Genomic DNA, 20,934 nt, shown 5'->3' on the forward strand with positions numbered 1-20,934 from the left:
CATAAGAAGCTATCGGATTATTTTTGCATAGGAAAGGAATAATTTTGTATAGGGTTTGTGGAGACCAGGATGAGCCCTTTCAGAAGCGTGCATTTGTTCAAAAAAAACGGAAATCAGTTTCACTGTGACCCCTTCCCGATTTTTTATAATGAAGTTGTCAGATAGATGAACCATAAGGGGAGGCTTACGAATATGAAAAAGCAATGGATGGCCGGAGGGCTCGGCATAATCCTGACGGCCAGCATCCTGCTCAGCGGTTGCAGCAGCAGCACGGAGCAGCTAAATAAGAAGAGCGACGGAGCAGGCGGCGGAACCAAAACGCTCACTTTCTGGAGGGCCGGCACGGATCCTGCGGAAAACGCGTATTGGAAACGCGTGATCAGCGATTTTGAGGCGAAGCATCAAGGGGTGAAAGTGGCGTATAGCGAGGTTCCATTCGGTTCCGATATGGAAACCAAGCTGAATGCCGCTTATGCGAGCGGAACTTCGCCGGATGTGCTGTCCTACACACTGGCATCCTTGGCGCAGCGGGCAAATTTGGGTCAATATGAGCCGTTGGACGCTTACACGAGCAAATGGGCGGATAAGAGCGATATGATGGAAAGTGTCGTTGACACCGGTACGTACAAAGGGAAGCTGTACGGCTTAGGCTTCATCCCTGATCCGAGGGTTCTGCTGTGGCGTAAGGATCTTTTCAAAGCAGCGGGACTGGATCCTGAGAAGCCGCCGGCCAATTGGGATGAACTGACACAGTATGCGGAGAAGCTGACCAAGAAGGATGGTGCGACAACGACGATGGCGGGTTTCGGCATTCCGACGGCGACCGGTTGGACGTTATGGCAATCCTTTGTTCTGCAAAATGGCGGCAAAATTATTGACCCGGAGACGAATACACCGTTATTTGATTCCCCGGAGTCCATTGAAGCTACGCAATACCTCATTGATATGGTGAAAAAGGGAATTACAATTCCGAACGATTCTACGAAATCCAATGAGAATCTATTCCCGAACGGAAAAGCGGCGATTGCTTACGACAGTCCGGCTGCATTCACCAATTTGCAGAAGGATCACCCTGAACTCAATGGGCAAATTGGCGTTTCAGGTCCGATTTCCCGGAAAATGAAATCTACTTTCGCGGGCATGCGTTTATTGTTCATGAGCTCACAAAGCAAACAAAAAGATTTAGCTTTTGAATTTATGCAGACGGTCATGGCCAAGGAAGAGACTTGGGCTAGATATAAAGAATTGGGTACTCCCGTCGTCAGGAAGTCTTTGAAAGATGATTATATTAAAGAAAATCCAGTTATGAACGGTGCCATTTTCGATGCCGTGACATATGGACAAGGTGCTGCGAAAGTGACGTATTCCGGCAAAATGTATGAGTTTATTAGCCTTAATCTGGAAGAAGCCTATTACGGGAAGAAAACAGGGGAGCAAGCGATGAAGGATGCTGCTGCTCAGCTGACCAAGGAGCTTCCGAATCTGATTTCCAAATAGGATCTGAGTCGCCTGCTTGAAGATTGCTTGCAGTCTACAGGCAGGCGATTTACGTTCAACCTGATGAAACGAGGTGGTTTCTTATGAAGCCGACTGCAACGACAGGCCCCCAAGATGGCTTGGGCCGAACGAAATCGCTCCGCAGATGGCGTGTCGATTATGCCGGATATGCGATGATTGCTCCCGGGTATGTCATTTATTTTGCATTTATTTTTATTCCTCTGTTGATTAGTCTCTATTATAGCTTTACAAATTATAACTTCTACAGCAGTCCATCCTTTATCGGGCTGCAAAATTATGCGCGATTGCTGCATGACGGAACGTTTGCCAAAGCGATGACGAACACCTTGGTCTATGCGATCTGGACGATCATTCCTCAAATTGCGCTTGGACTCATTCTGGCTGTACTGCTGAACGGCAGGATCTTCGGCAAGGTATTTGCCAGAGCCAGCATCTATGTGCCTAACGTAACATCCATGGTGGCCGTGTCCATGATTTGGCTTTGGATTTATGACCCTTCGCTGGGCATTATGAATCGCGTTTTCAAAACAGTAGGTCTCGATCCGGTCCAGTGGCTGTACGATCCTAAAACAGCTATGCTCGCCATTGTCATTATGAGCATCTGGAAATCACTTGGGTATACGATGATTATTTATTTGGCGGGATTGCAATCGATCCCTTCCAGTTTATATGAAGCGGCACATATGGATGGAGCCTCCAAACTAAGGCAGTTCTGGTCGGTTACGTTTCCGATGCTGAAGCCTACGACGTTTTTTATCCTTATTATGACGTGCATTAACTCTTTCATGGTGTTCGAGCAAGTGAATATTCTGACGAACGGCGGGCCGATGGGTTCGACGACGACCGTTGTGCACCAGATCTATTTGCGCGGTTTCCAGGATTTCCAGATGGGATATGCATCGGCTATGGCTATGGTCTTGTTTGCCATTACGCTTGTGATTACAATCGTCAATTTCAAGTACGGTAATCAAGGTGACGATCTGGATGTGGACTAAAAAGAGGAAAGGAGGGATTTCGTTTGAAAAGTAAAATGAGCATCACGATTCTGGTATCCGCCATTATGCTAGCAGTCGCTCTGCTGATGCTTTTTCCATTCATGCTGATGGTGGTTACGTCCTTTAAGACGATGGGAGAAATACAGTCACCCACATTTTCATTTATTCCGCATAAATGGATGTTTCAAAATTATGTGCTTGCCATGTCCAAGGGAGATTGGCTCCGTTATTTCTATAATTCCTTTGTTATCACAGTGATTACGGTGGTTGCTAGTCTTGTGCTTAACTCGATGGCCGGCTACGCTTTTGCCAGACTGCGGTTTCCTGGGAGAGACATCCTGTTCTTCTCCGTACTGATCGGTATTATGGTACCTTCGCAAGTAACGATGATTCCAACCTTTTTGATGATGAAAAAGTTTCCGTTAACCGGAGGCAACGATCTATTCGGAGCGGGAGGCGTCGGATTAATAAACAGCTATGCCGGATTAATTTTCCCGTTTGTTGCAGGCTCGTTCGGCATCTTTCTGTGCCGCCAGTTTTTCCTTACCTTTCCACGGGCTTTGGATGAGGCAGCTCAAATTGACGGCGCATCGACCTTGCGGGTGTTTTATCAAATCTATCTGCCTTTAAGTAAACCTGTATTGGCAACACTTGGCATTTTCAAAACAACAGCAACCTGGAACGATTATATGTGGCCGCTCATTATGACGAACTCGGAGCAGATGCGAACGGTTCAGCTGGGTTTGACGATGTTTCGCGGGGAAACGAGTGTGGAGTGGAATTTATTAATGGCGGCAACGACGCTTGTAGTCCTCCCGCTAATGCTGCTATTCCTTTTTGCGCAAAAATATTTCGTACAAGGCATTGTAACCACAGGTCTCAAAGCATAAATTAGTTGTTGATCTTGGAAATCTTGCTATCTTGGATGGGAGGCTGCTATGAATACAATTGTCGTGCTTTTGGATACGCTCAATCGGCATCTGCTGCCAACGTATGGAGGGGATTGGGTCAAGACGCCTAATATCGAACGATTGGCAGAGAAATCCGTTGTCTTCGATCAGCATTGGTCAGGGTCACTCCCCTGCATGCCGGCGCGAAGAGATCTTTTGACGGGTAGAACGGCTTTTCTGGAAAAAGGATGGGGCGGCATTGAACCGTTTGATGAAACATTGCCGAATGCGCTGCGGAAAGGCGGAATTTTCAGCCATATCGTAACCGATCACTACCATTATTTTGCTACCGGCGGTGAAAATTATTGCCAATCCTTTACGACCTGGGATTTTCATCGCGGGCAGGAGGATGATCCTTGGCATTCAACCGTTAGCGATCCGGAAGTGCCGGATGAGCATTACGGGAGGGTCCGATTGCAGTATGAACGAAACCGGAAGAGGTTTGTGCAGGAGGAAGATTATGCGGGTCCGCGAACGATGCAAGCTGCTTGCGACTGGCTGGAGAGCAATCGCGAGGCCGATCATTATTTCCTGATGGTAGAAGCCTTCGATCCGCATGAACCTTTCGATTGTCCCAAGCATTATCTGGATCTATACCAAGACGATTATAAAGGACCGCTTTATTTCTGGCCTAATTATGGGGATGTAGATGTGCCGGAGGAAGCAATTACGCATATTCGTAAACGATATGCCGCTAATCTCACGATGATTGATCATTGGCTAGGCAAGCTGCTGGATACGATGGACCGTTTGGCGTTATGGGAGGATACCCTGCTAATTTTCACAACCGATCATGGCTTTTTACTGGGCGAACATCAGAAAATGGGCAAAAACCAGATGCATGTGTTCAATGAACTCGCACATATTCCCATGATGATTCATGTACCTGGGAGCGAGCATAATGGTTCACGAATCAGCGCACTCACACAAAATATCGATGTGATGCCAACGATCCTGGATTACATGAATGTGGCGATTCCTGATCAAGTGAAAGGCCATTCGTTAAGGGGACTTCTCGAGGGGCGAGCGGACAAGGTACGCAATGCGGCGATCTATGGGTATCACGGCATGGCGGTAAATGTAACCGATGGCAGCTATACGTATATGAGGGCTCCGCGTGCAGCCGACAATCATCCATTTTTTACGTATACGGCCATGCCGACAACCTTCCGTTCTTATTTGGGCAATCAGGTTCAAGAGTCGATTGAAACCGGCCGTTTCTTGCCTTATACACGTTTTCCTGTGTTTAAAGTGCCTGTGAGCCGGCAGGGTGAGCCTTATGCGTCCAATAGCCAAGTCATGGAGACGAAGCTGTATGACATATCGCAGGATTATCAGCAGCAGCATGCAATTCAGGACGCCGAGCTGGAGGCGCGTATGATTAGACTTCTTAGAGAGAGTATGCACGAAGCGAACGCTCCGTTAGAGCAATTCGAGCGGCTTGGGTTGTAATGTAGTAGAAGCGAATGCTTTGGATTCCGAGCGAAAGCCTTGGATCTCAAGCGAAATCGTTGGATCCCGAGCGAAAGCCTTGGATCTCAAGCGAAATCGTTGGATCCCGAGCGAAAGCCTTGTACCCCAAGGCTTTCGCTTTTTTTTATTTTGGGTAGTCGAAACTTGCCCCATGAGCGCACTCCTAGCGCACGATCGTTCCATCCCCGGCGAAGGGAACGACAAGGCGCTATTTCATCGAAATAGACCCTTTTTTTCGTGGAGGGGAACAGTGGGCCACTATTTGTCCGTTTTCATAAAGAAAACAGGATCAGACGGTAAAATAAGGCCCTCTAGTTCCGCTGAACGCGGAAAGGGGCAGAATTTGCTAGAATAGTGGTCTGCAGTTCCCTAAAGGCGGTATGACGCTACCCCAAGTGTCTCAGTAACGCTGAATTTTTAGCGGCAATGGGTGATCTCCACCCCCAAATTCGCTTCTACCAGGCTTTTAACAAGCTAAACGACGGAGGAGAAGGTAACTCCTCTAACGGATCCTTTCTCCCCATCGAACTACTACGTCCTATTTCATCGAAATAGGGCTTTTGTGTGTTCGTTGGTGGAGTAGCTGGAATTTCTAGCGTTAAAAATGGCGCGGAATAGGAATCTTCATGAAACAACTGGAAATTGTGCAGGTAATTCAGTCGATATGCCACATTTCGGACGAAACTTGAGGAATTAGCAGCATAATATCCATTTATTGTATTTAGAGCAGCAGAAATGAACAAATTAATAGCATTTTTTCCCGTTAACATCCACGGAAGAGTGATGCCAAACGGCAAAGCCGCAAAAGCCGAAAACCTGTTAACCCAGCAAAAACATGTATATTGAGCCGCATCAACCCATCTGTTTATGCTAAAAGCACAATAGATGGGAGTGAAAACATGAAGACAACAGAGCAATGGATACATGAAGCATGGAACGCGGGAATCCGCAAGGTGATGAGCACAAGCCGGCGAATCGGAGCCGCATTCCCGCACGGCTCGCAGGAGGGTAAGTTTCAACTCATGTCGCCGCACTATTGGACGGCCGGCTTCTGGCCTGGGTTGTTATGGCTCGCTTACAGAGACCGGCAGGTAGATGAATTACGCCAACTGGCGGAGAGCTGTGAAGAGCAGCTGGATGAGGTGCTAAATGGGTACGAGCGGTTGGATCACGATATGGGTTTTATGTGGACGCTGACCTCGATTGCCAATTGGCAGTTGACTGGAAATGAGCAATCCAAGCGTAGAGCATTGATGGTCGCCAGTCATCTGGCAGGCCGTTTTAACTTGCAGGGCAACTTTATCAGGGCTTGGAATCACCCAGAGCGTGTCGGATGGGCGATCATTGACTGCATGATGAATCTCCCACTGCTGCACTGGGCATCGAAGCAAACCGGCGATCCCCGGTTCAAGCATATCGCAATCGCGCATGCGAAGATGGCTGTGAAACATTTTATACGCGAAGACGGTTCAGCTTATCATGTCGTCTGCTTCGATCCGGAAACCGGAGAACGGACGGGAGCACTCGGCGGCCAAGGTTATGCCGAGGATTCCGCTTGGTCGCGGGGCGCAGCGTGGGCGATCCATGGGTCGATTTTGAGCTACCAGCATACGGGGGATCCGGCCTTCTTGGCAGCGGCCGAACGTGCGGCCCACTATTTCCTGACACATCTTCCGGCGGACAAGGTGCCGTATTGGGATTTCCGCTTACCTTCTTTCGAAGGGGCGCCGAGGGATTCAAGTGCAGCCGCCATTGCGGCAAGCGGGCTGTTAAATCTGGCAGCAGCGTGCCAAGGGGAGCGGGCATCTTTTTATAGAGAGCAGGCATGTGCCATCCTGCAATCTTTATCCTGCAATTACGTGGCAGACGATTCGGAAGAGGCCATTCTCGTTGCGGGCACCGGCAATTTGCCTGGCAATCAGAACATCAATAAGCCGTTAATCTATGGCGATTACTTTTATATGGAAGCCCTGTCCAAGCTGAGAGGCCAATCCTCCTTCTGGGAACCTGAGCCTCAGTTTTTCTAGCCATTTTTTTACAGGTGTATGAACGGAAAAAGTGTATATTGCAGTCTAAATACCCGCACAACAAGCGCTTGTTTACTCATCGAAATCATGTATATTGTGCGAACGAACCAAAGACAGGTACGATGGGCTCAATCAATCACAAGACGAGGAAGTGACAGCAATGAATAAACCACTCCCGCCAACCTCGCCGGCCATTACAGGTCAGCCGAAAGTATCTGCCAAGACCAAACCCAACTGGTTGGTAAGGAAGTATGGAAAGCGGGTTTTGAAACAGAACATCCCCTTGTATCTGATGTTTCTGCCTATCATGATTTTCTTTCTGGTCTTCAAGTATTATCCGATGACAGGCCTTGTAATCGCCTTTAAAAAGTACAGCTTTATTAAAGGGATATGGGGCAGCCCATGGTCAGGGTTCAGTTCGTTTAAGCTGATATTCAGCAACGATCAAATGATCGATATTATTTGGAATACACTGCTGCTCAGTGGACTTTCGATTGTAATCGGCTTTCCGGTCCCGATCATTCTGGCGTTATTACTGAATGAAGTAAGGAAAATGGCGTTCAAACGAATGGTTCAAACGTTCGTCTATCTTCCGCATTTTCTCAATTGGGTTATCGTCGGGGGCATTGTCATTACCTTGTTCTCGCAAAATACAGGCACAATTAATCATGTGATCGAGCGGCTTTTTGGAACAACCATCCCGTTTTTATATAAAGAATCAACATGGATTGGGATCTATATCGGATCGGGGATATGGAAGGATGCCGGCTGGGGAGCCATCATTTATTTGGCGGCGCTGACGTCCATCGATCAAAGTTTGTATGAAGCGGCCAGCATCGACGGGGCTAATAAGTGGCAGCAGATGCTCCGAATTACGCTACCGGGCATTTTGCCAACGATCATTATTATGCTGATTTTGAAAATAGGCCACCTGATGGAAGTAGGCTTCGATCAAGTGTACGTCTTGCAGAACGATGCGGTTTCCCAAGTTTCGGAAGTCATTAGCACGTTTATGTACAAAATTGGCGTTCAGCAGGCGAATTTCAGTTTAGCTACCGCAATGGGATTGTTCGAATCCCTTGTCGGCTTGGTACTGGTCGTTCTGGCGAATCGGATCGCGCGTTATTTTGGCCAAGGCTTATGGTAGGAGGAGGCACTCATGAGCAGCACTAGAGGAGAGAAATTGTTTTACAGTATCAATTATGCCGTTTTATTTGTCATCGGTATGAGCTGCCTGTTACCGCTCGTTCACATTTTGGCGATGTCCTTAAGCGATAAACATGCCTTGATGTCCGGAGTCGTTAGCTTCTGGCCCGTGAATTTGGACTTCAGCGGTTATGAGGCCTTATTTAAGGAAACGCCGATTTTGAGATCGCTTGCAAACAGCATCATTATTACAGTCGTAGGCACTGTTCTTAATATAAGTTTTACAGTGCTTGCTGCGTATCCCTTGTCGAAGCGCTATTTTATCGGACGCAAATTTTATTCGTTCGCCATCATTTTTACGATGCTTTTTTCGGCGGGATTAATTCCTACTTATTTGCTCCTCAAAAGCTTGGGCCTTCTAAATAACTATGGCGCTTTATGGCTGCCTGGCTTAGTGAGCGTTTGGAACCTGATGGTGTTAAGAAGCTTTTTTGAAGCGCTCCCTGAGGAACTGGAAGAAGCTTCGCGAATCGACGGCTGCTCTGAGTGGAGGCTGATCATGCAAATTGTATTGCCGTTATCGATACCGGTAGTGGCCGCATTATCGCTCTTTTATGGAGTTAGTCACTGGAACGCCTTCATGAACGTGTTAATTTACATCAATGATGCAAGCAAATTAAACTTGACGGTTCTCGTGCAGCAGTTGATTCAGAACCAGACGCTTATGCAGGAGATGGCGAATACACAGCCTGAAATGGCTATGAAGCTGACGCCTGAAGGAATGAAAGCGGCAGGGGTCATTGTCATGACACTACCGATGCTAATCGTGTACCCTTTTCTGCAAAAATATTTCGTGAAGGGTGTCATGATTGGAGCGGTGAAAGGGTGACGTTGGTTACATTGGTTTACCAAATTAAGGAGGTGATCCAGCCCTTCAAAACGTGGTAGATTTAGACAATAACGAAAAGCATAGCGGCGGTTAATTCACTAAGGGGTGACAACGGAACATGAAAAAAAACAAGTTGATGAAAACAGCATCCGTGACATTAGCTATGGTTGTATCGAGCTCGGCTTTACTTACAGCTTGCTCTACAGGGAAAGAAGCGGCGAATACGGCTTCAACACCTGGCAGCGGGGCAACCGCAGCAGCAAGCGCGAAACCGGCGGGGCCAAAACCGAAAATTACCGTTTCCATCTACGACCGGAACGCGGTTCCTGAAGGAGAAGGCACGATTACGAATAATCGCTGGACGAAGTGGATTAACGAAAATGCACCGGTCCAAGTTGAGTTTATCCCGGTTCCTCGTTCCAATTCGATCGAGAAATTCAACGTCATGTTTGCTTCGGGCGGGGCGCCTGACTTAATTATGGAATTTTCGAATCCGTATATGAAGGATCTGGCTTCCAAAGGGCAAATCATCCCGCTTGAAGACGTTATTTCCAAATATTCGACAAGCTATAAAAAGCTGTTCCAGGAAAATCAGAACATTCAAAAACTCACTAAGTTTAACGGCAAAACGTACTTCTTCGGGAGAACGACGCCGTTTACGTCGAACCACTTCCTGATGATCCGCAAAGACTGGCTGAATAAGCTTAAGCTTCCGATGCCTACGACGACAGAGGAATATCTCAAGGTTGCGAAAGCATTTACCGAGCAAGATCCGGATGGGAACGGTAAAAAAGACACGCTCGGAACCACCTTCTGGGATGTCGATTATTTCTTCCAGCTAGGTCAAGCGAGCGATGAGTTGATGCCGATGTCGTCCATTACTTCTTATCATTTGCTGAACGACCAATATACGCGGACTTGGGACCGCCCGAAGGCCGATCTGGCGTTCAAGAAAAGTTTATATGACGCAAGTGCGGTAGATAAGGATATTTTTGCCGACAAAACCGGTGCGAAAGCACAGCAGGATTGGGTTAACGGGAAGCTTGGCATTTGGGGATCCGGGGGGTTGGAAGGAGCGGCAATCTACAACACTTATGAGTCGTTCAAGAAAAACAATCCAAGCGCTGAAGTAGCGATCCTACCGCTTCCGAAGTCGGAATTCGGCCAATTCTCACCGGCGGCCAACCCTAACATGCAGTTTGTGGCGGCTATTAACGCAACAGCCAAGAATGTGGAAGCCGTCGTCAAATACGTAGACTGGCTGATGTCACCGGACGTGCAGAAGACGCTCATGTTCGGGATGGAAGGCGTACACTACAAGGTTGGCAGTGACGGATGTCCGAAGCCGATCGATGTGGAGAAAAATAAAAAAGAGCTGAGCTGGAACGGCGATTTCCAAATGATGACGCAAACCGGCTCCATGGGCAAATGCGTGGAGTATTCCAATCAGCTTGACCCGAATAAACCTTTGGACAAGGAATATTTGAATTTGATTACACAAGCGCGTGCAGCTTATATTACGCCAGATCGTCCAAATACAACGGAAGCTATTCTGCCAGTCAGCTTGCCGGATGATATGACGGTCATTAAAAATACGCTCAAAACGACTTTAACGAACACGTATACGAAAGCCATTGTAAGCGGTGCAAGCTACTCCGTTGACCAAGCGATGAAGGACGCGCAAGACACTTGGGAAAAAGGCGGCGGCAAAGGCGTCGACGAGTTTTTGAAGAAAGCCTATACGGATAACAAAAACGATGTGATTTTTACCAAAGATTACTACAAGTATTTGAACAAATAGAACGAACTCTCCTAGCTTCCTTCCAGATAAAGAGGCTTCTCCAGCGCGAGCCAGGCGCGGGGCGGCCTTTTTGCCATGTGTGTTTACGGAGCGAAATTATGTATATTGCCTACACATCGGGGCTGTATGATAAGATAGTTGTACTAATCGTGATAAGGAGAGAATTTCATCATGAGAAGAAATTGGTTTCATCGCTTGCTTCTTTCCTATTTGCCGGTATTCATCCTGATTGTTTGCTTATTTGTTTTTATCGGGATTGTGCAGTTGAATGATCTTTCCAGAAAAGAAGCGATGAAATCAAGCCAAGTCTATGTTCAAAATATTCAAAACAGCATCGATATGTCGCTGAGATCTATTGAAATTATGATGCTGGAGACGATCACGAGGAATGTGAAGCTCACGACTTTTGCCGGGATGGAAAGCGATTCTTCGTTTATTATTGAGCTCTCTCAGCTGCTTCAAAGCATGACAACATCGAATGCGTGGATTGATTCCGTTTATATTTACAGATCAGGCGATGGAACGATTGTTAGCGATAAAACGATATTAAAAATGGATCAGTTCGGAGATAGCGCTTACATAGAAAGTAACTTAGCTAATGTGCAAAAAGTACAGTGGAGCACTCCACGCATCTTCCGCACCATTCAGAATGGCAATCCGGAAGAAAGAGTTATCTCCATCAGCAGCGGCGTGCCCATCCATAGCAAAGGGATTGCACTGCTTGTCGTGAATATTAAGATGTCGGCGATTCAAGAATTTTTGGAGAAATACGGGAATTCGGAAGTGAACAAAATCGCAGTTACCGATAACGAAGGCCATCAACTGTTCGGAGCAGCCGGTCTTGAGGCCAAAGCGGGCGATACGACGCTTGTGTCGGGATACACCGGTTGGACGTATTCCAACAGCTTCAAGACGGAAGGGCTTGGCAACATTTATTTTTATATGACAAGCGGTTGGTTCATCATCGGATTCCTTGGCCTGCTGATTGGTATCGGCTGGGTTGTATACATAACGCGCCAAAACTACAAACCCATTGAAACGATCATGTCGCGCATCCAGAAATATAATCAAGTGCACAAGCATAATCCCATTCAAGGCCTGTCGGGCGATGAGCTTAGTTATATCGATTACACGCTGAGCAATATGATCGAGGTAAGTGAGGAGTACGAGACACAGTCCAAGGTAAATGAAAAATATAGACAGCTTATGTTGTTTAAGGAGCTTGTGGAGGGAAGCAACCCGATTGACCGGGCGGAATGGGAAGCGGAGCTTCGCCAGATGGGCATTGCTTCCTTCGGCAGCGCGTCGGTCAGCATTGGGGAGATCGATAAGTATATCGATTTTCTAAGCCAACATTCCCGGAGGGATCAGGGTCTTTTCAAGTATATTTTAAAAAAAGTCGTGGAAGAGACAGCGGAAGCGAAAGGTCTTTGCATTTGGCAGGAATGGATTACGAACCATCGGCTGTGCATCATCTTTTTTGAAGAGCAGCAGCAGCCTGCGGAATCGCTTATGCTGGAAGTATCCGAGCAGGCGCGCAAGTGGATGCAGGATAACTTGAATTTAACCGTAACCTTCGGTTTAGGGAACACCGTGCCGGAAGCAAATGCCATCGTTCAGTCCTATGAGGCGGCTGCAAGGGCTCTTGACTATAAATCAGCGCTTGGCAGCAATCGCGTGATCGGACATTGGGAGATTGAGCTTTTATCGCACGACGATCTTTACGTGTATTTGCAATATGTACGCACGATCGCTCAAGCGTTCCGCGTAGGCAATGACGGCTGGGAGGAGCAGTTGCGGCTCCTGTTTGAAGGGCTGCGCAGACTCATGCTGCCGAGGGAAGAAATTAGCGGTATTCTGAGCTATATGAACTATTATTTTTACCGGGAAATGATGGAGCTGCCTCCGGACTATCAAGAGCTGTGGAATCGCGAGTTTCGGACGCCTTGGGATGAAAATATGGATGCGCTCGAAACGTTGGAGGAGCTGGAGTTTTTCTATTCGAAGACACTGACTTCCTGCGCCAGAAAAATAGAAGCGATCCGCGAGAGCAAAGGGAATCATGGCGTCGTTCAGAAAGTGAAGGCGTATATCGAGGAAAATTTCAGCAATCCCGATTTGTCCCTGTCCAGCCTAAGCGATCAGTTCCATATGAATGCTTCCAGCTTGAGCACATTGTTCAAAGAAGACTTCGGCGAGAAATTCGTCGTGTACGTCTGCCAAGTTCGGATGGAGCATGCGAAGGAGCTGCTGCGTGGCACGAACCTGCCGATTCAAGAGATATCGGAGCGGGTCGGCTATGTACACCAGATGTCCTTCATTCGGGCTTTTAAGAAAATGATTGGTACTACGCCTGGCGATTACAGGAAAGTGCATCAGTAAGTATCGCTTGGGCAGCCAGAAAGGCGTTCTTCCCTGAAATAGCGGACCACAGTTCCCTTTCAGTAGGGGTGGCGTGCGGGGGCAGGCCCTGGTAGAGTGCTCCATGTTCATCTAGTGGTGAGCTGACATATCGGATATATTGATATAGAAGAATCAGGAATACCGAGGAGGCATTCAATGATTGAAGTACAAATAGACGACGTTATCTTCAAATTGCAAGAGGAACACGATTTTGGCTGGCTTGCGAGTTTAGGTCGTGTATTTCAGGTGTTCGATCAGCAGGACTCTGGGAATATAAGCTTTGGTGTTGAGAAAAATGGTGAAAAATTGTTCGTCAAATATGCCGGTGCGAAAGCTATAACATTTTCCGGTGACCCGCAAGACGCCATCCATCAATTGAAAAGTGCCATACCGCTTTATCTTGAGTTAAGTCACCCTTCTCTTATTAAACTCGTTGATCATTTTGAAGTTGGTTCGGGATACGCGGCTGTGTTCGAGTGGTTTGAAGGGGAAACTCTTCACCCGCATTGGTCTTTTCCGCCCCCGGCGAAATATAACGATCCCCGGTCATCTTTTTATAGATTCAAGAACTTATCCGTGGCACAAAGGTTAGATGCGTTGGAGCGAATTTTTAGCTTCCATGCCTATATCGAGAAAAATAGCTTTGTTGCCATTGATTTTTATGACGGGAGCTTGCTGTACAATTTCTCCAAGCATGAGACGAAAATCTGTGATATCGATCTTTATCAAAGAAAACCTTATTTCAACACGATGGGGAGATTATGGGGATCTTCTCGATTCATGTCACCTGAAGAGTTTACGCTCGGTGCTGAAATTGACGGTTGTACCAATGTATTTAACATGGGAGCAACGGCGTTTGCTTTGCTAGGAGGAGAGCGTGATCGCTCGTTTGAACTTTGGGAAGCAGGAGAAGAGCTCTATCAGATCGCTTTGAAGGCTGTTGAAGCAAGCAGAGAAGATAGGTATGAAAGTGTGTCGGCATTCAAATTGGCATGGGATTCGGCAGTTAAATAAAAAACAGTTGGTCGGAATCCCGACCAACTGTTTTTTTATTTAAAGTCGCCTAGCAAATAGTTATAAAAAGGTTCGTCCACCCAGAACTTATAGGAATCGACGTTCAAGCCGGAGTTAATTTTCTTGAGACCAGCAACAACTTCTTCCGATTTATCGCTGAGGGAGAAGGACTGCGCATAATAATGGCCTTTGCTGACTTTATTGTTGGCAATCACCTTATAGTCTTTCAATTCGGATAAAGAATAGTAGAGCGGCTGCCACCAGGAAGAATAAATAAGTCCTGTTTGGTCATTGCTGTTCTTTTTCGCATATTGGAGAATGACCTGCTGGAATTTGTTCTTTTGCTCAGCGTTGTCGAATTCGAACTCAATGTCGTACTCCTTGGCATAGGCGATGAAATTGCCGTTTTCAATTTGGACAACTTGATAATCCTCAGTTTGTGTCGGCTCGCCCCACTCTTTTAAATAGATGAAAGCGGACGTTTTGGGCTCTAACTGTACTTTCGCCTGAATGTTCTCGCTGCGCAGCAACCCAATCAATTGAATCGCATGTTTGATGTCCGAATGGCCATAGGTGAGTGATTGCTTAGGATCAAAATTGGCATCGAAACGGGAATCCTTCAAGTTGTATCCGGTAATGAGATTTTTTTTCAAAGCTTCATCGAAAACAGAACGTAAATCTGCGGATGATATAAGATCCTCCGTATGCCAGGCATCGTTAATTTTGCGGAAGATATCGTCATCGGTAGTTGTTCCAAGATAATGTTTGTATTGTCCGTTAAACGTAAGGATCTTACCAAGCAAGTCGTTGGCGAAGCTTTGGCTGGCAGCCGTATCCGCTACAAATTCAGAAGATACTAGACCTGTATCAATCGCTGCGGCCAGCTCTTGGGCAGCTTGAAGCGTTAGTTGATTGTTTTGATCGTAGTCAATATGTACTTTGGCCAGTGCGGCTTTGATTTTATCTTTGGGATATGTATAGGCGAGTTCCTGCAAGCCGGAGGCTTTTAACGCTATGAAAGTGGCCTGTAATTGGGTAAGCGGTTGATCCCCCTGCAGCTTGCCTTCGGAAAGAATACCTTTTTCATGTAAGGCAAGTGCTGCATTGTAATAGGGGCTGTCTTTTTGCAAATCTGTAAATACATTCGTTTGATCTTTCGCTTCCCCTTTTAAAATGTTGTTCACTGCGATTACGAAATCACCTTTGGATAAGGAGTCAGAGAAGGTGATAGCATACTTATCATTCAAAAACTGTTTGTAAGAGACGGCAGAATCACTCGCCGCAGCAGCGTTACTTAATGGGCTTACTGAGGCTAGGAGGACAGCTGTTAAAAGCGCTGTTTGCAAGGGCTTGCGGGACTTCAATAATTTGATTGGCATGTAAAAGACCTCCGTTTTAATTCTTATAGGAATACTATGTTTTATTGCACTATATCAGTTAAGATAATAGGTGTCAATAAAAAAGGCAGATTTACAGAATGAAAAGAGGTACAATGTGAAAGAAGTAGAAGAAGTTAACTATATAACTAAAAAGTTAGGCTTATTACGCTGCCAAAGCCTGAGTAACACCGAGAGGAAGGAAAACCCCTTGAGAATGAAAACCATACAAGGCAAAATGTTCACAGCTTTTGGCTTAACCATCCTTTTCTCTATTCTTGTAATCGCATACAGCTCGTACTATAGCTCCGCGAGAGTGATTGAAAGGAATGCAACGACCTATATTTCAGACAGAATTCAGGGAGCTAACACCAATCTTCAATCCATGGTGGAAGAAACGGACAATATTGCAAAATCGATTGTCATACGCGATTTAATCCATCAAAGTTTGCTCAGCCATGCTGAGGCGCCCTCGCTGGAGTGGTTTCAGCAGAAGAAAGTGGTGGAAGATTTTCTAGCGTCAATGGCTGCATTCAAAAATTATGTGCGCCAAATCACCGTTGTCGGGCAAGGCGATGTTGTCTTTTATACAGGTTACCGTGCAGGTAATTCTGAGTTTATTGCTTCGCTTTGGCAAGATCCGTTGATTCGCGAGAATCGCAGACATCTTATTTTTGATCCATCAGGCAATGGCAAGATCATGCTGGTGCGTCCTGTGCTGTCTAACGGCAGTTTGATCGGTTTATGCATCATCGATTTTGATCTGAACCTGATTAGGCAGGTTTATGAGATCGAACCTTTAGCCGGAACCCTTGTTGCTGTAGTCGATGAAAACGGCAGTATTCTTTACGATTCAAGAAGCGAACGTATCGGCAGCAGACTGGAAGATCAGCAAATGTTAGCTCTGGCATCCGCTGTTCAGCCTGGCACATCGAAAAGCAGCAAACTTCAGATGGACAACCGCTCTTATTTGGCCGTGTCCACGCGATCAACCTATACGGGCTGGACCACGATTACGATGGTGCCTCTTTCTGTACTATTGAGCGAGGTGAAGGGGATCGGCAGCCAAATCTTGACCATGACGGCCGTTGTTCTGGCGGTTGTGCTAATGGTATCCATCTTTCTCTCCAAGCAAATGACGAAAAATATTAAACGACTGCACAGCGCCATGAAGCTTGTTCGCGAAGGCCATATGAAGGCGAGACCGCGCATCCATAACGATGATGAAATCGGACAACTGAGCGAAATGTTTGTCTCGATGATGGATCACCTCCAAGAATTGCTTAAGAAAGTCAGGATTCAGGAAAAGGAAAAGCGCGAAGCCGAATACAAAGCGCTTCAAGCGCAAATTAAACCTCATTTTCTGTATAATACGCTGAATACAATCAAGTACTTGGCCCGCATTCAGCACGCTTCAAATATCGAAGATATCTCCGGTTCCTTGATTGAGCTTATGCGCTACGCCATTGATCCGAAGCGGGAAATGATTACGGTTCGTGAGGAGCTTGAACAAGTAAACCGGTATGTGCGCATTCAACGGTACAAGTTTTTGGATCGCATAGCGGTTGTTGTCAAAGCAGAAGATGAGGTGCTCGACTGTCTGATTCCTAAGCTTATCGTGCAGCCGATTGTGGAAAATGCGATGAATCATGGACTTGGCACAACGGATCGGGAAGGCACCGTTTCCATTCGGATTTACAGCGATGGATCCGCCAGACTCAAACTCATTGTGACCGACGATGGCGTAGGTATTCCTAGTGGAAAGCTAGAGCAGCTATTCGACCAAGGGAATGACACGAGTGGGTTCTCACAATCAGGCGGCATCGGTCTAAGCAACATAAGCGAACGACTGAAGCTTGCCTATGGCGAACCGTATGGTCTGCAAATCTACAGTCAGAAGGATATCTTCACAACCGTTGAATTGACGATACCTCAAGAAAGAAGGAGAAGGGAACATGCTGCTCAAAGTTATCTCGGTTGACGACGAGTTACTAGTGCGTAATCATTTACGTTCACTTATACATTGGGAACATTTCGGGTTTACATTTTGCGGTGAGGCATGCGACGGGAATGAGGGGCTTCAGCTTATTGCCATGATCAAGCCGCATTTGGCAATTGTGGATATGAACATGCCTGGCATGGGAGGGGTTGAGCTTGTCCGGCAAATCGCAGAGCTTTATCCACAAGTTCGCATTATTGCGCTCAGCAGCTATGATTCGTATGATTACGTTCGAGGCTCGTTGCATTACGGGGCCATGGACTACTTGCTGAAGCATTCGCTGTCGCCTTCGACGCTTATTCCGGTTCTGAGTATCGTAAAAGAGAAGGTTCGCGAGGAACTGGCGAAACAAACAGCCCGCGATAGGGAGAGGCTGAAATGGGAATCGGCCAGTCCTGCTGTCAGTCAGAGTTATCTCAAAGAACTGCTGATTGGCGCTGGCACCATAGAAGAAAGATGCCACTATGTTGAGCATTTTCAGGACATGCCTTATGGACGGGCCGACCAGCTCCATGTCCTGTTCCTGATGAAGCTGATGCACGTCGATTCGCTTTCTTTACGCATGAATGAACAGGAGTTTACGCTTTATATGCGCTCAATTACCGATATGGCGATGCAAATTGTCGGAGATTCGGGTTGTGCCGTCTATTTGGAAAAAGGCACGTTTGGCGTGCTGTTTTCACTTGAGAACGAACGAAGCGAATACGCGATGCAGCAGCGCATTGAAGCCAAAAAATCGCGCTTGGATAAATCGCTTGAGCTTTATTTTAATGTGGCAGGTCTTATTGTTCGTTCTCCGATGTTTGAACGGCTCACTTCGATATCGAATTATTACGCTGAATTGCGAAACCAGATGGATAAGTTGCAAGGTTATAAACCCCATGTGGAAAAGAGTGGCGGGGGCCAGGCGTCGTTCGTTACCTTGAACCAGGAGAAGGAGCTCTTAGCCGCTGCTGAAGCCTGTGATGCAGAGGCAACCTCGCGAATTATTCGTGACATCGCATCCGCATGTGCTGCAAGCGGGCATGCCCTGCCGCAAAGGGTGGCCAGCACCAGTGCGGAGCTGTTTCAACTCGCCGTGAAAATTGCCCAAAAGGCAGGCATTGACGCGGAGTGGATTTTTCAAGAAATGAAGGTCGGATTGCCCGTTCCACAAAGTGCACAAGCGTTTGAACAAACTCTGATAGCATTGTATGTGAGGCTAATTGAGGAGCTCCGTGTGCACAATACCACAGCTCATTACTCGAGATATGTCGGGCAAGCGGTTAGGGTCATTCAGCAACTATACAGCACAGGGATTACATTGGAGGAAACGGCTGAGCAGCTGCGCATCACGCCATCTTACCTAAGCAGACTGTTTAAGGAAGAAACTGGGAACACGTTTACCGAATACATGACGGCCTACCGCATTGATCGAAGCGCTCAATTGATTCGTACGGGGACCTCTTCCATTAAGGACATTTATCAGCAGGTCGGATTTAACAATTACAGTTATTTTATTAAGTTGTTCAAAGAACATATGGGGGAAACGCCTCATGTCTATGCCAATAAGCATAACAAGTAAATGACAAACATTTGACGTTTATTATAAATATGTCGTACGCCACAGTTTCTCATAACAACCTATAATAAATTCAAAGTTGAAGCAACACATAAACATATAGGGGGTTGAATGACTATGGCTAAAATGAAACCGTTAACAAATCTTTGCGTCGGGGCGACAGCACTTCTTGTATTGCTCAGCGGATGCACATCGGCAGACAAAACCGCCACGGAGCAATCAAAAGGAAAGGATGAACAAGCTGTCGGCTCGGTGTTAAATCCCACAGGCTTCCCGATCGTCAAATCGGAAGTTTCCATGCGAGTTTTCGGCTGCAAAGACCCGAATCAGGCTGCTTGGAAAGATGTGCTTGTACTTAAGGAGTACGAGAAAAAAAGCGGGATTAAGATGAACTACGAGGAAACACCAACGCAAGGATGCGATGAGAAAAGGAATCTGCTATTCGCTTCCAACGAACTGCCGGATGTTTTCCTGCGAGCGAACTTAAGCAATACCGACATCTCCAAATACGGCATGCAGGAGCAAATGTTGATTCCTCTGGAGGGAATGATCGATAAGTACGCACCAAATCTAAAGAAGCTATTCGAACAATACCCGGATGCCAAAAAGTCGATCACGGCCACAGACGGCCATATCTACTCACTTCCTGTCATCCGGCTTCAGGCTGCTGGACGGGGAGATAAAGTGTGGATTAATCAGGAGTGGCTGCAAAAGCTGAACATGAAAGCGCCGACCAATGTGGATGAACTGTTTACTGTTCTGCGTGCATTCCGCGATCAAGACCCTAATGGCAATGGCAAAAAGGATGAAATTCCACTTGGCTTACGTGATCCAGGAATGATCTTTACGACGTTTGCCGGTTCCTTTGGTTTGGACCATCAGCTCGGTACCAACGCCAATATTGATGGCAATAAAGTGAAGTTATGGATGGCTGACGACCGATACAAGGAGCTTTTGCAGTTCCTGAACAAGTTGTATACAGAAAAATTACTCTATCCTGATTTTTTTGCTGCCGATCTTCCGAAATGGCGGAGTAACTTGTCGCAGGCGCTGTACGGGATGTTTTTCATCTATGCCTCCGACCCATTCACAAAGGTTGAAAATCAATTCAGCGGAATGGCCCCGATCAAAGGGCCGCATGGAGACCAACTGCTAAGCACAGGAAGCCCGTTGGCATCGCCAATCGGCACTTTCGCGATCACAAGGATTAACAAAAATCCGGAAGCGGCTATTCGCTGGGTCGACTATTTCTTCAGTGAGGAAGGCAGCCGTTTCTTCAACTATGGGGTGGAAGGCCAATCTTATTCCATGCAAAATGGTAAACCGGTGCTGGCTGACAGCATCAAAAACGACCCACGCGGTATGATGGCGGCACTGGGGCAAGTCAATCTCGTACCAGGCGGCGGTTTTCCAACCATCATCGTTGACGATATCGTGCTGAGTGAGAAAACGAAAGAAGTATCAGCTGCTTCTGAAGCATTTACGTCCAAAGTCATGTACGGCGCACCGATATTCAGCAAAGAAGCCACCGAAAAAATCGTGCCCATTAAAGCCGACCTCGATAAATATGTGCAGGAGTCCGCTATCAAATTTATTTTGGGCGAAACCAGCTTTGACAAATGGAATGAATACACCGCCACGTTGAAAAAGATGAAGGTCGATGAGCTGGAGCAAGCTTATCAAGCCGCCTTCGATGCGATGAGCAAATAGGGATCGCGAAAAATATCGTGCTTCTCGGATCGGGACCCTATCCGAACGCAGACGGTCCGACGATGCACCAGC

The 20,934-nt window shown here is 46.8% G+C and carries 14 protein-coding genes; 13 read left to right on the forward strand and 1 reads right to left on the reverse strand.

The window, feature by feature from the left end:
* Positions 1 to 192: 192 nt before the first annotated feature.
* The 10 genes from AC3WTJ_RS12645 to AC3WTJ_RS12690 all read left to right on the forward strand — a co-directional run bounded on the left by AC3WTJ_RS12645 (position 193) and on the right by AC3WTJ_RS12690 (position 14,216).
* On the forward strand, positions 193 to 1,497 hold the full coding sequence (locus AC3WTJ_RS12645; RefSeq protein WP_492522037.1) for an ABC transporter substrate-binding protein: 1,305 nt from the start codon (positions 193 to 195) through the stop codon (positions 1,495 to 1,497).
* 83 nt (positions 1,498 to 1,580) lie between these two features.
* Positions 1,581 to 2,513: a carbohydrate ABC transporter permease gene (locus AC3WTJ_RS12650; RefSeq protein WP_492522038.1), complete on the forward strand. Its 933-nt coding sequence runs from the start codon at positions 1,581 to 1,583 to the stop codon at positions 2,511 to 2,513.
* 23 nt (positions 2,514 to 2,536) lie between these two features.
* Positions 2,537 to 3,403 (forward strand): carbohydrate ABC transporter permease, encoded by an 867-nt coding sequence (locus tag AC3WTJ_RS12655; RefSeq protein WP_246239573.1) that lies wholly within the window; start codon positions 2,537 to 2,539, stop codon positions 3,401 to 3,403.
* Positions 3,404 to 3,451: 48 nt separating this feature from the next.
* Positions 3,452 to 4,915: a sulfatase gene (locus AC3WTJ_RS12660; protein ID WP_492522039.1), complete on the forward strand. Its 1,464-nt coding sequence runs from the start codon at positions 3,452 to 3,454 to the stop codon at positions 4,913 to 4,915.
* A gap of 920 nt (positions 4,916 to 5,835) precedes the next feature.
* Positions 5,836 to 6,963 carry a glycoside hydrolase family 88 protein gene (locus AC3WTJ_RS12665; protein ID WP_492522040.1) on the forward strand — a complete coding sequence of 376 codons (1,128 nt, stop codon included), beginning with the start codon at positions 5,836 to 5,838 and terminating at the stop codon, positions 6,961 to 6,963.
* 160 nt (positions 6,964 to 7,123) lie between these two features.
* Positions 7,124 to 8,110 carry an ABC transporter permease gene (locus tag AC3WTJ_RS12670; protein ID WP_492522041.1) on the forward strand — a complete coding sequence of 329 codons (987 nt, stop codon included), beginning with the start codon at positions 7,124 to 7,126 and terminating at the stop codon, positions 8,108 to 8,110.
* Between the two features lie 12 nt (positions 8,111 to 8,122).
* Positions 8,123 to 8,998 (forward strand): carbohydrate ABC transporter permease, encoded by an 876-nt coding sequence (locus AC3WTJ_RS12675; protein ID WP_492522042.1) that lies wholly within the window; start codon positions 8,123 to 8,125, stop codon positions 8,996 to 8,998.
* 118 nt (positions 8,999 to 9,116) lie between these two features.
* Positions 9,117 to 10,799: an extracellular solute-binding protein gene (locus AC3WTJ_RS12680; protein WP_492522043.1), complete on the forward strand. Its 1,683-nt coding sequence runs from the start codon at positions 9,117 to 9,119 to the stop codon at positions 10,797 to 10,799.
* Between the two features lie 171 nt (positions 10,800 to 10,970).
* On the forward strand, positions 10,971 to 13,181 hold the full coding sequence (locus AC3WTJ_RS12685; protein WP_492522044.1) for a helix-turn-helix transcriptional regulator: 2,211 nt from the start codon (positions 10,971 to 10,973) through the stop codon (positions 13,179 to 13,181).
* 177 nt (positions 13,182 to 13,358) lie between these two features.
* Positions 13,359 to 14,216: a serine/threonine-protein kinase gene (locus AC3WTJ_RS12690; protein ID WP_492522045.1), complete on the forward strand. Its 858-nt coding sequence runs from the start codon at positions 13,359 to 13,361 to the stop codon at positions 14,214 to 14,216.
* Positions 14,217 to 14,251: 35 nt separating this feature from the next.
* On the opposite strand, the gene AC3WTJ_RS12695 is transcribed toward AC3WTJ_RS12690, so the two are convergent.
* The gene (locus AC3WTJ_RS12695; RefSeq protein ID WP_492522046.1) at positions 14,252 to 15,595 is read right to left on the reverse strand and encodes an S-layer homology domain-containing protein; all 1,344 of its coding nucleotides are present in this window, start codon (positions 15,593 to 15,595) and stop codon (positions 14,252 to 14,254) included.
* 214 nt (positions 15,596 to 15,809) lie between these two features.
* Between AC3WTJ_RS12695 and AC3WTJ_RS12700 the strand changes: the two genes are divergently transcribed.
* The 3 genes from AC3WTJ_RS12700 (at position 15,810) to AC3WTJ_RS12710 (ending at position 20,862) form a co-directional block, all read left to right on the forward strand.
* Positions 15,810 to 17,573, forward strand: a complete 1,764-nt coding sequence (locus AC3WTJ_RS12700; RefSeq protein ID WP_492522047.1) for a sensor histidine kinase — start codon at positions 15,810 to 15,812, stop codon at positions 17,571 to 17,573.
* On the forward strand, positions 17,548 to 19,155 hold the full coding sequence (locus tag AC3WTJ_RS12705; protein WP_492522048.1) for a response regulator transcription factor: 1,608 nt from the start codon (positions 17,548 to 17,550) through the stop codon (positions 19,153 to 19,155). Before AC3WTJ_RS12700 ends, AC3WTJ_RS12705 begins: the two co-directional genes overlap by 26 nt.
* 114 nt (positions 19,156 to 19,269) lie before the next feature.
* The gene (locus AC3WTJ_RS12710) at positions 19,270 to 20,862 is read left to right on the forward strand and encodes an extracellular solute-binding protein (RefSeq protein ID WP_492522049.1); all 1,593 of its coding nucleotides are present in this window, start codon (positions 19,270 to 19,272) and stop codon (positions 20,860 to 20,862) included.
* Positions 20,863 to 20,934: the final 72 nt, after the last annotated feature.

The sequence above is a fragment of the Paenibacillus sp. FW101-FHT12H11 genome (assembly GCF_058790355.1).

Excerpts from the sequence above, each read along its gene's own strand:
- AC3WTJ_RS12685 (WP_492522044.1), top strand. The coding sequence starts at position 10,971 with ATGAGAAGAAATTGGTTTCATCGCTTGCTTCTTTCCTATTTGCCGGTA.
- AC3WTJ_RS12660 (WP_492522039.1), top strand. The coding sequence starts at position 3,452 with ATGAATACAATTGTCGTGCTTTTGGATACGCTCAATCGGCATCTGCTG.
- AC3WTJ_RS12710 (WP_492522049.1), top strand. The coding sequence starts at position 19,270 with ATGGCTAAAATGAAACCGTTAACAAATCTTTGCGTCGGGGCGACAGCA.
- AC3WTJ_RS12670 (WP_492522041.1), top strand. The coding sequence starts at position 7,124 with ATGAATAAACCACTCCCGCCAACCTCGCCGGCCATTACAGGTCAGCCG.
- AC3WTJ_RS12645 (WP_492522037.1), top strand. The coding sequence starts at position 193 with ATGAAAAAGCAATGGATGGCCGGAGGGCTCGGCATAATCCTGACGGCC.
- AC3WTJ_RS12680 (WP_492522043.1), top strand. The coding sequence starts at position 9,117 with ATGAAAAAAAACAAGTTGATGAAAACAGCATCCGTGACATTAGCTATG.
- AC3WTJ_RS12700 (WP_492522047.1), top strand. The coding sequence starts at position 15,810 with ATGAAAACCATACAAGGCAAAATGTTCACAGCTTTTGGCTTAACCATC.
- AC3WTJ_RS12690 (WP_492522045.1), top strand. The coding sequence starts at position 13,359 with ATGATTGAAGTACAAATAGACGACGTTATCTTCAAATTGCAAGAGGAA.
- AC3WTJ_RS12705 (WP_492522048.1), top strand. The coding sequence starts at position 17,548 with ATGCTGCTCAAAGTTATCTCGGTTGACGACGAGTTACTAGTGCGTAAT.
- AC3WTJ_RS12650 (WP_492522038.1), top strand. The coding sequence starts at position 1,581 with ATGAAGCCGACTGCAACGACAGGCCCCCAAGATGGCTTGGGCCGAACG.
- AC3WTJ_RS12665 (WP_492522040.1), top strand. The coding sequence starts at position 5,836 with ATGAAGACAACAGAGCAATGGATACATGAAGCATGGAACGCGGGAATC.
- AC3WTJ_RS12695 (WP_492522046.1), bottom strand. The coding sequence starts at position 15,595 with ATGCCAATCAAATTATTGAAGTCCCGCAAGCCCTTGCAAACAGCGCTT.
- AC3WTJ_RS12675 (WP_492522042.1), top strand. The coding sequence starts at position 8,123 with ATGAGCAGCACTAGAGGAGAGAAATTGTTTTACAGTATCAATTATGCC.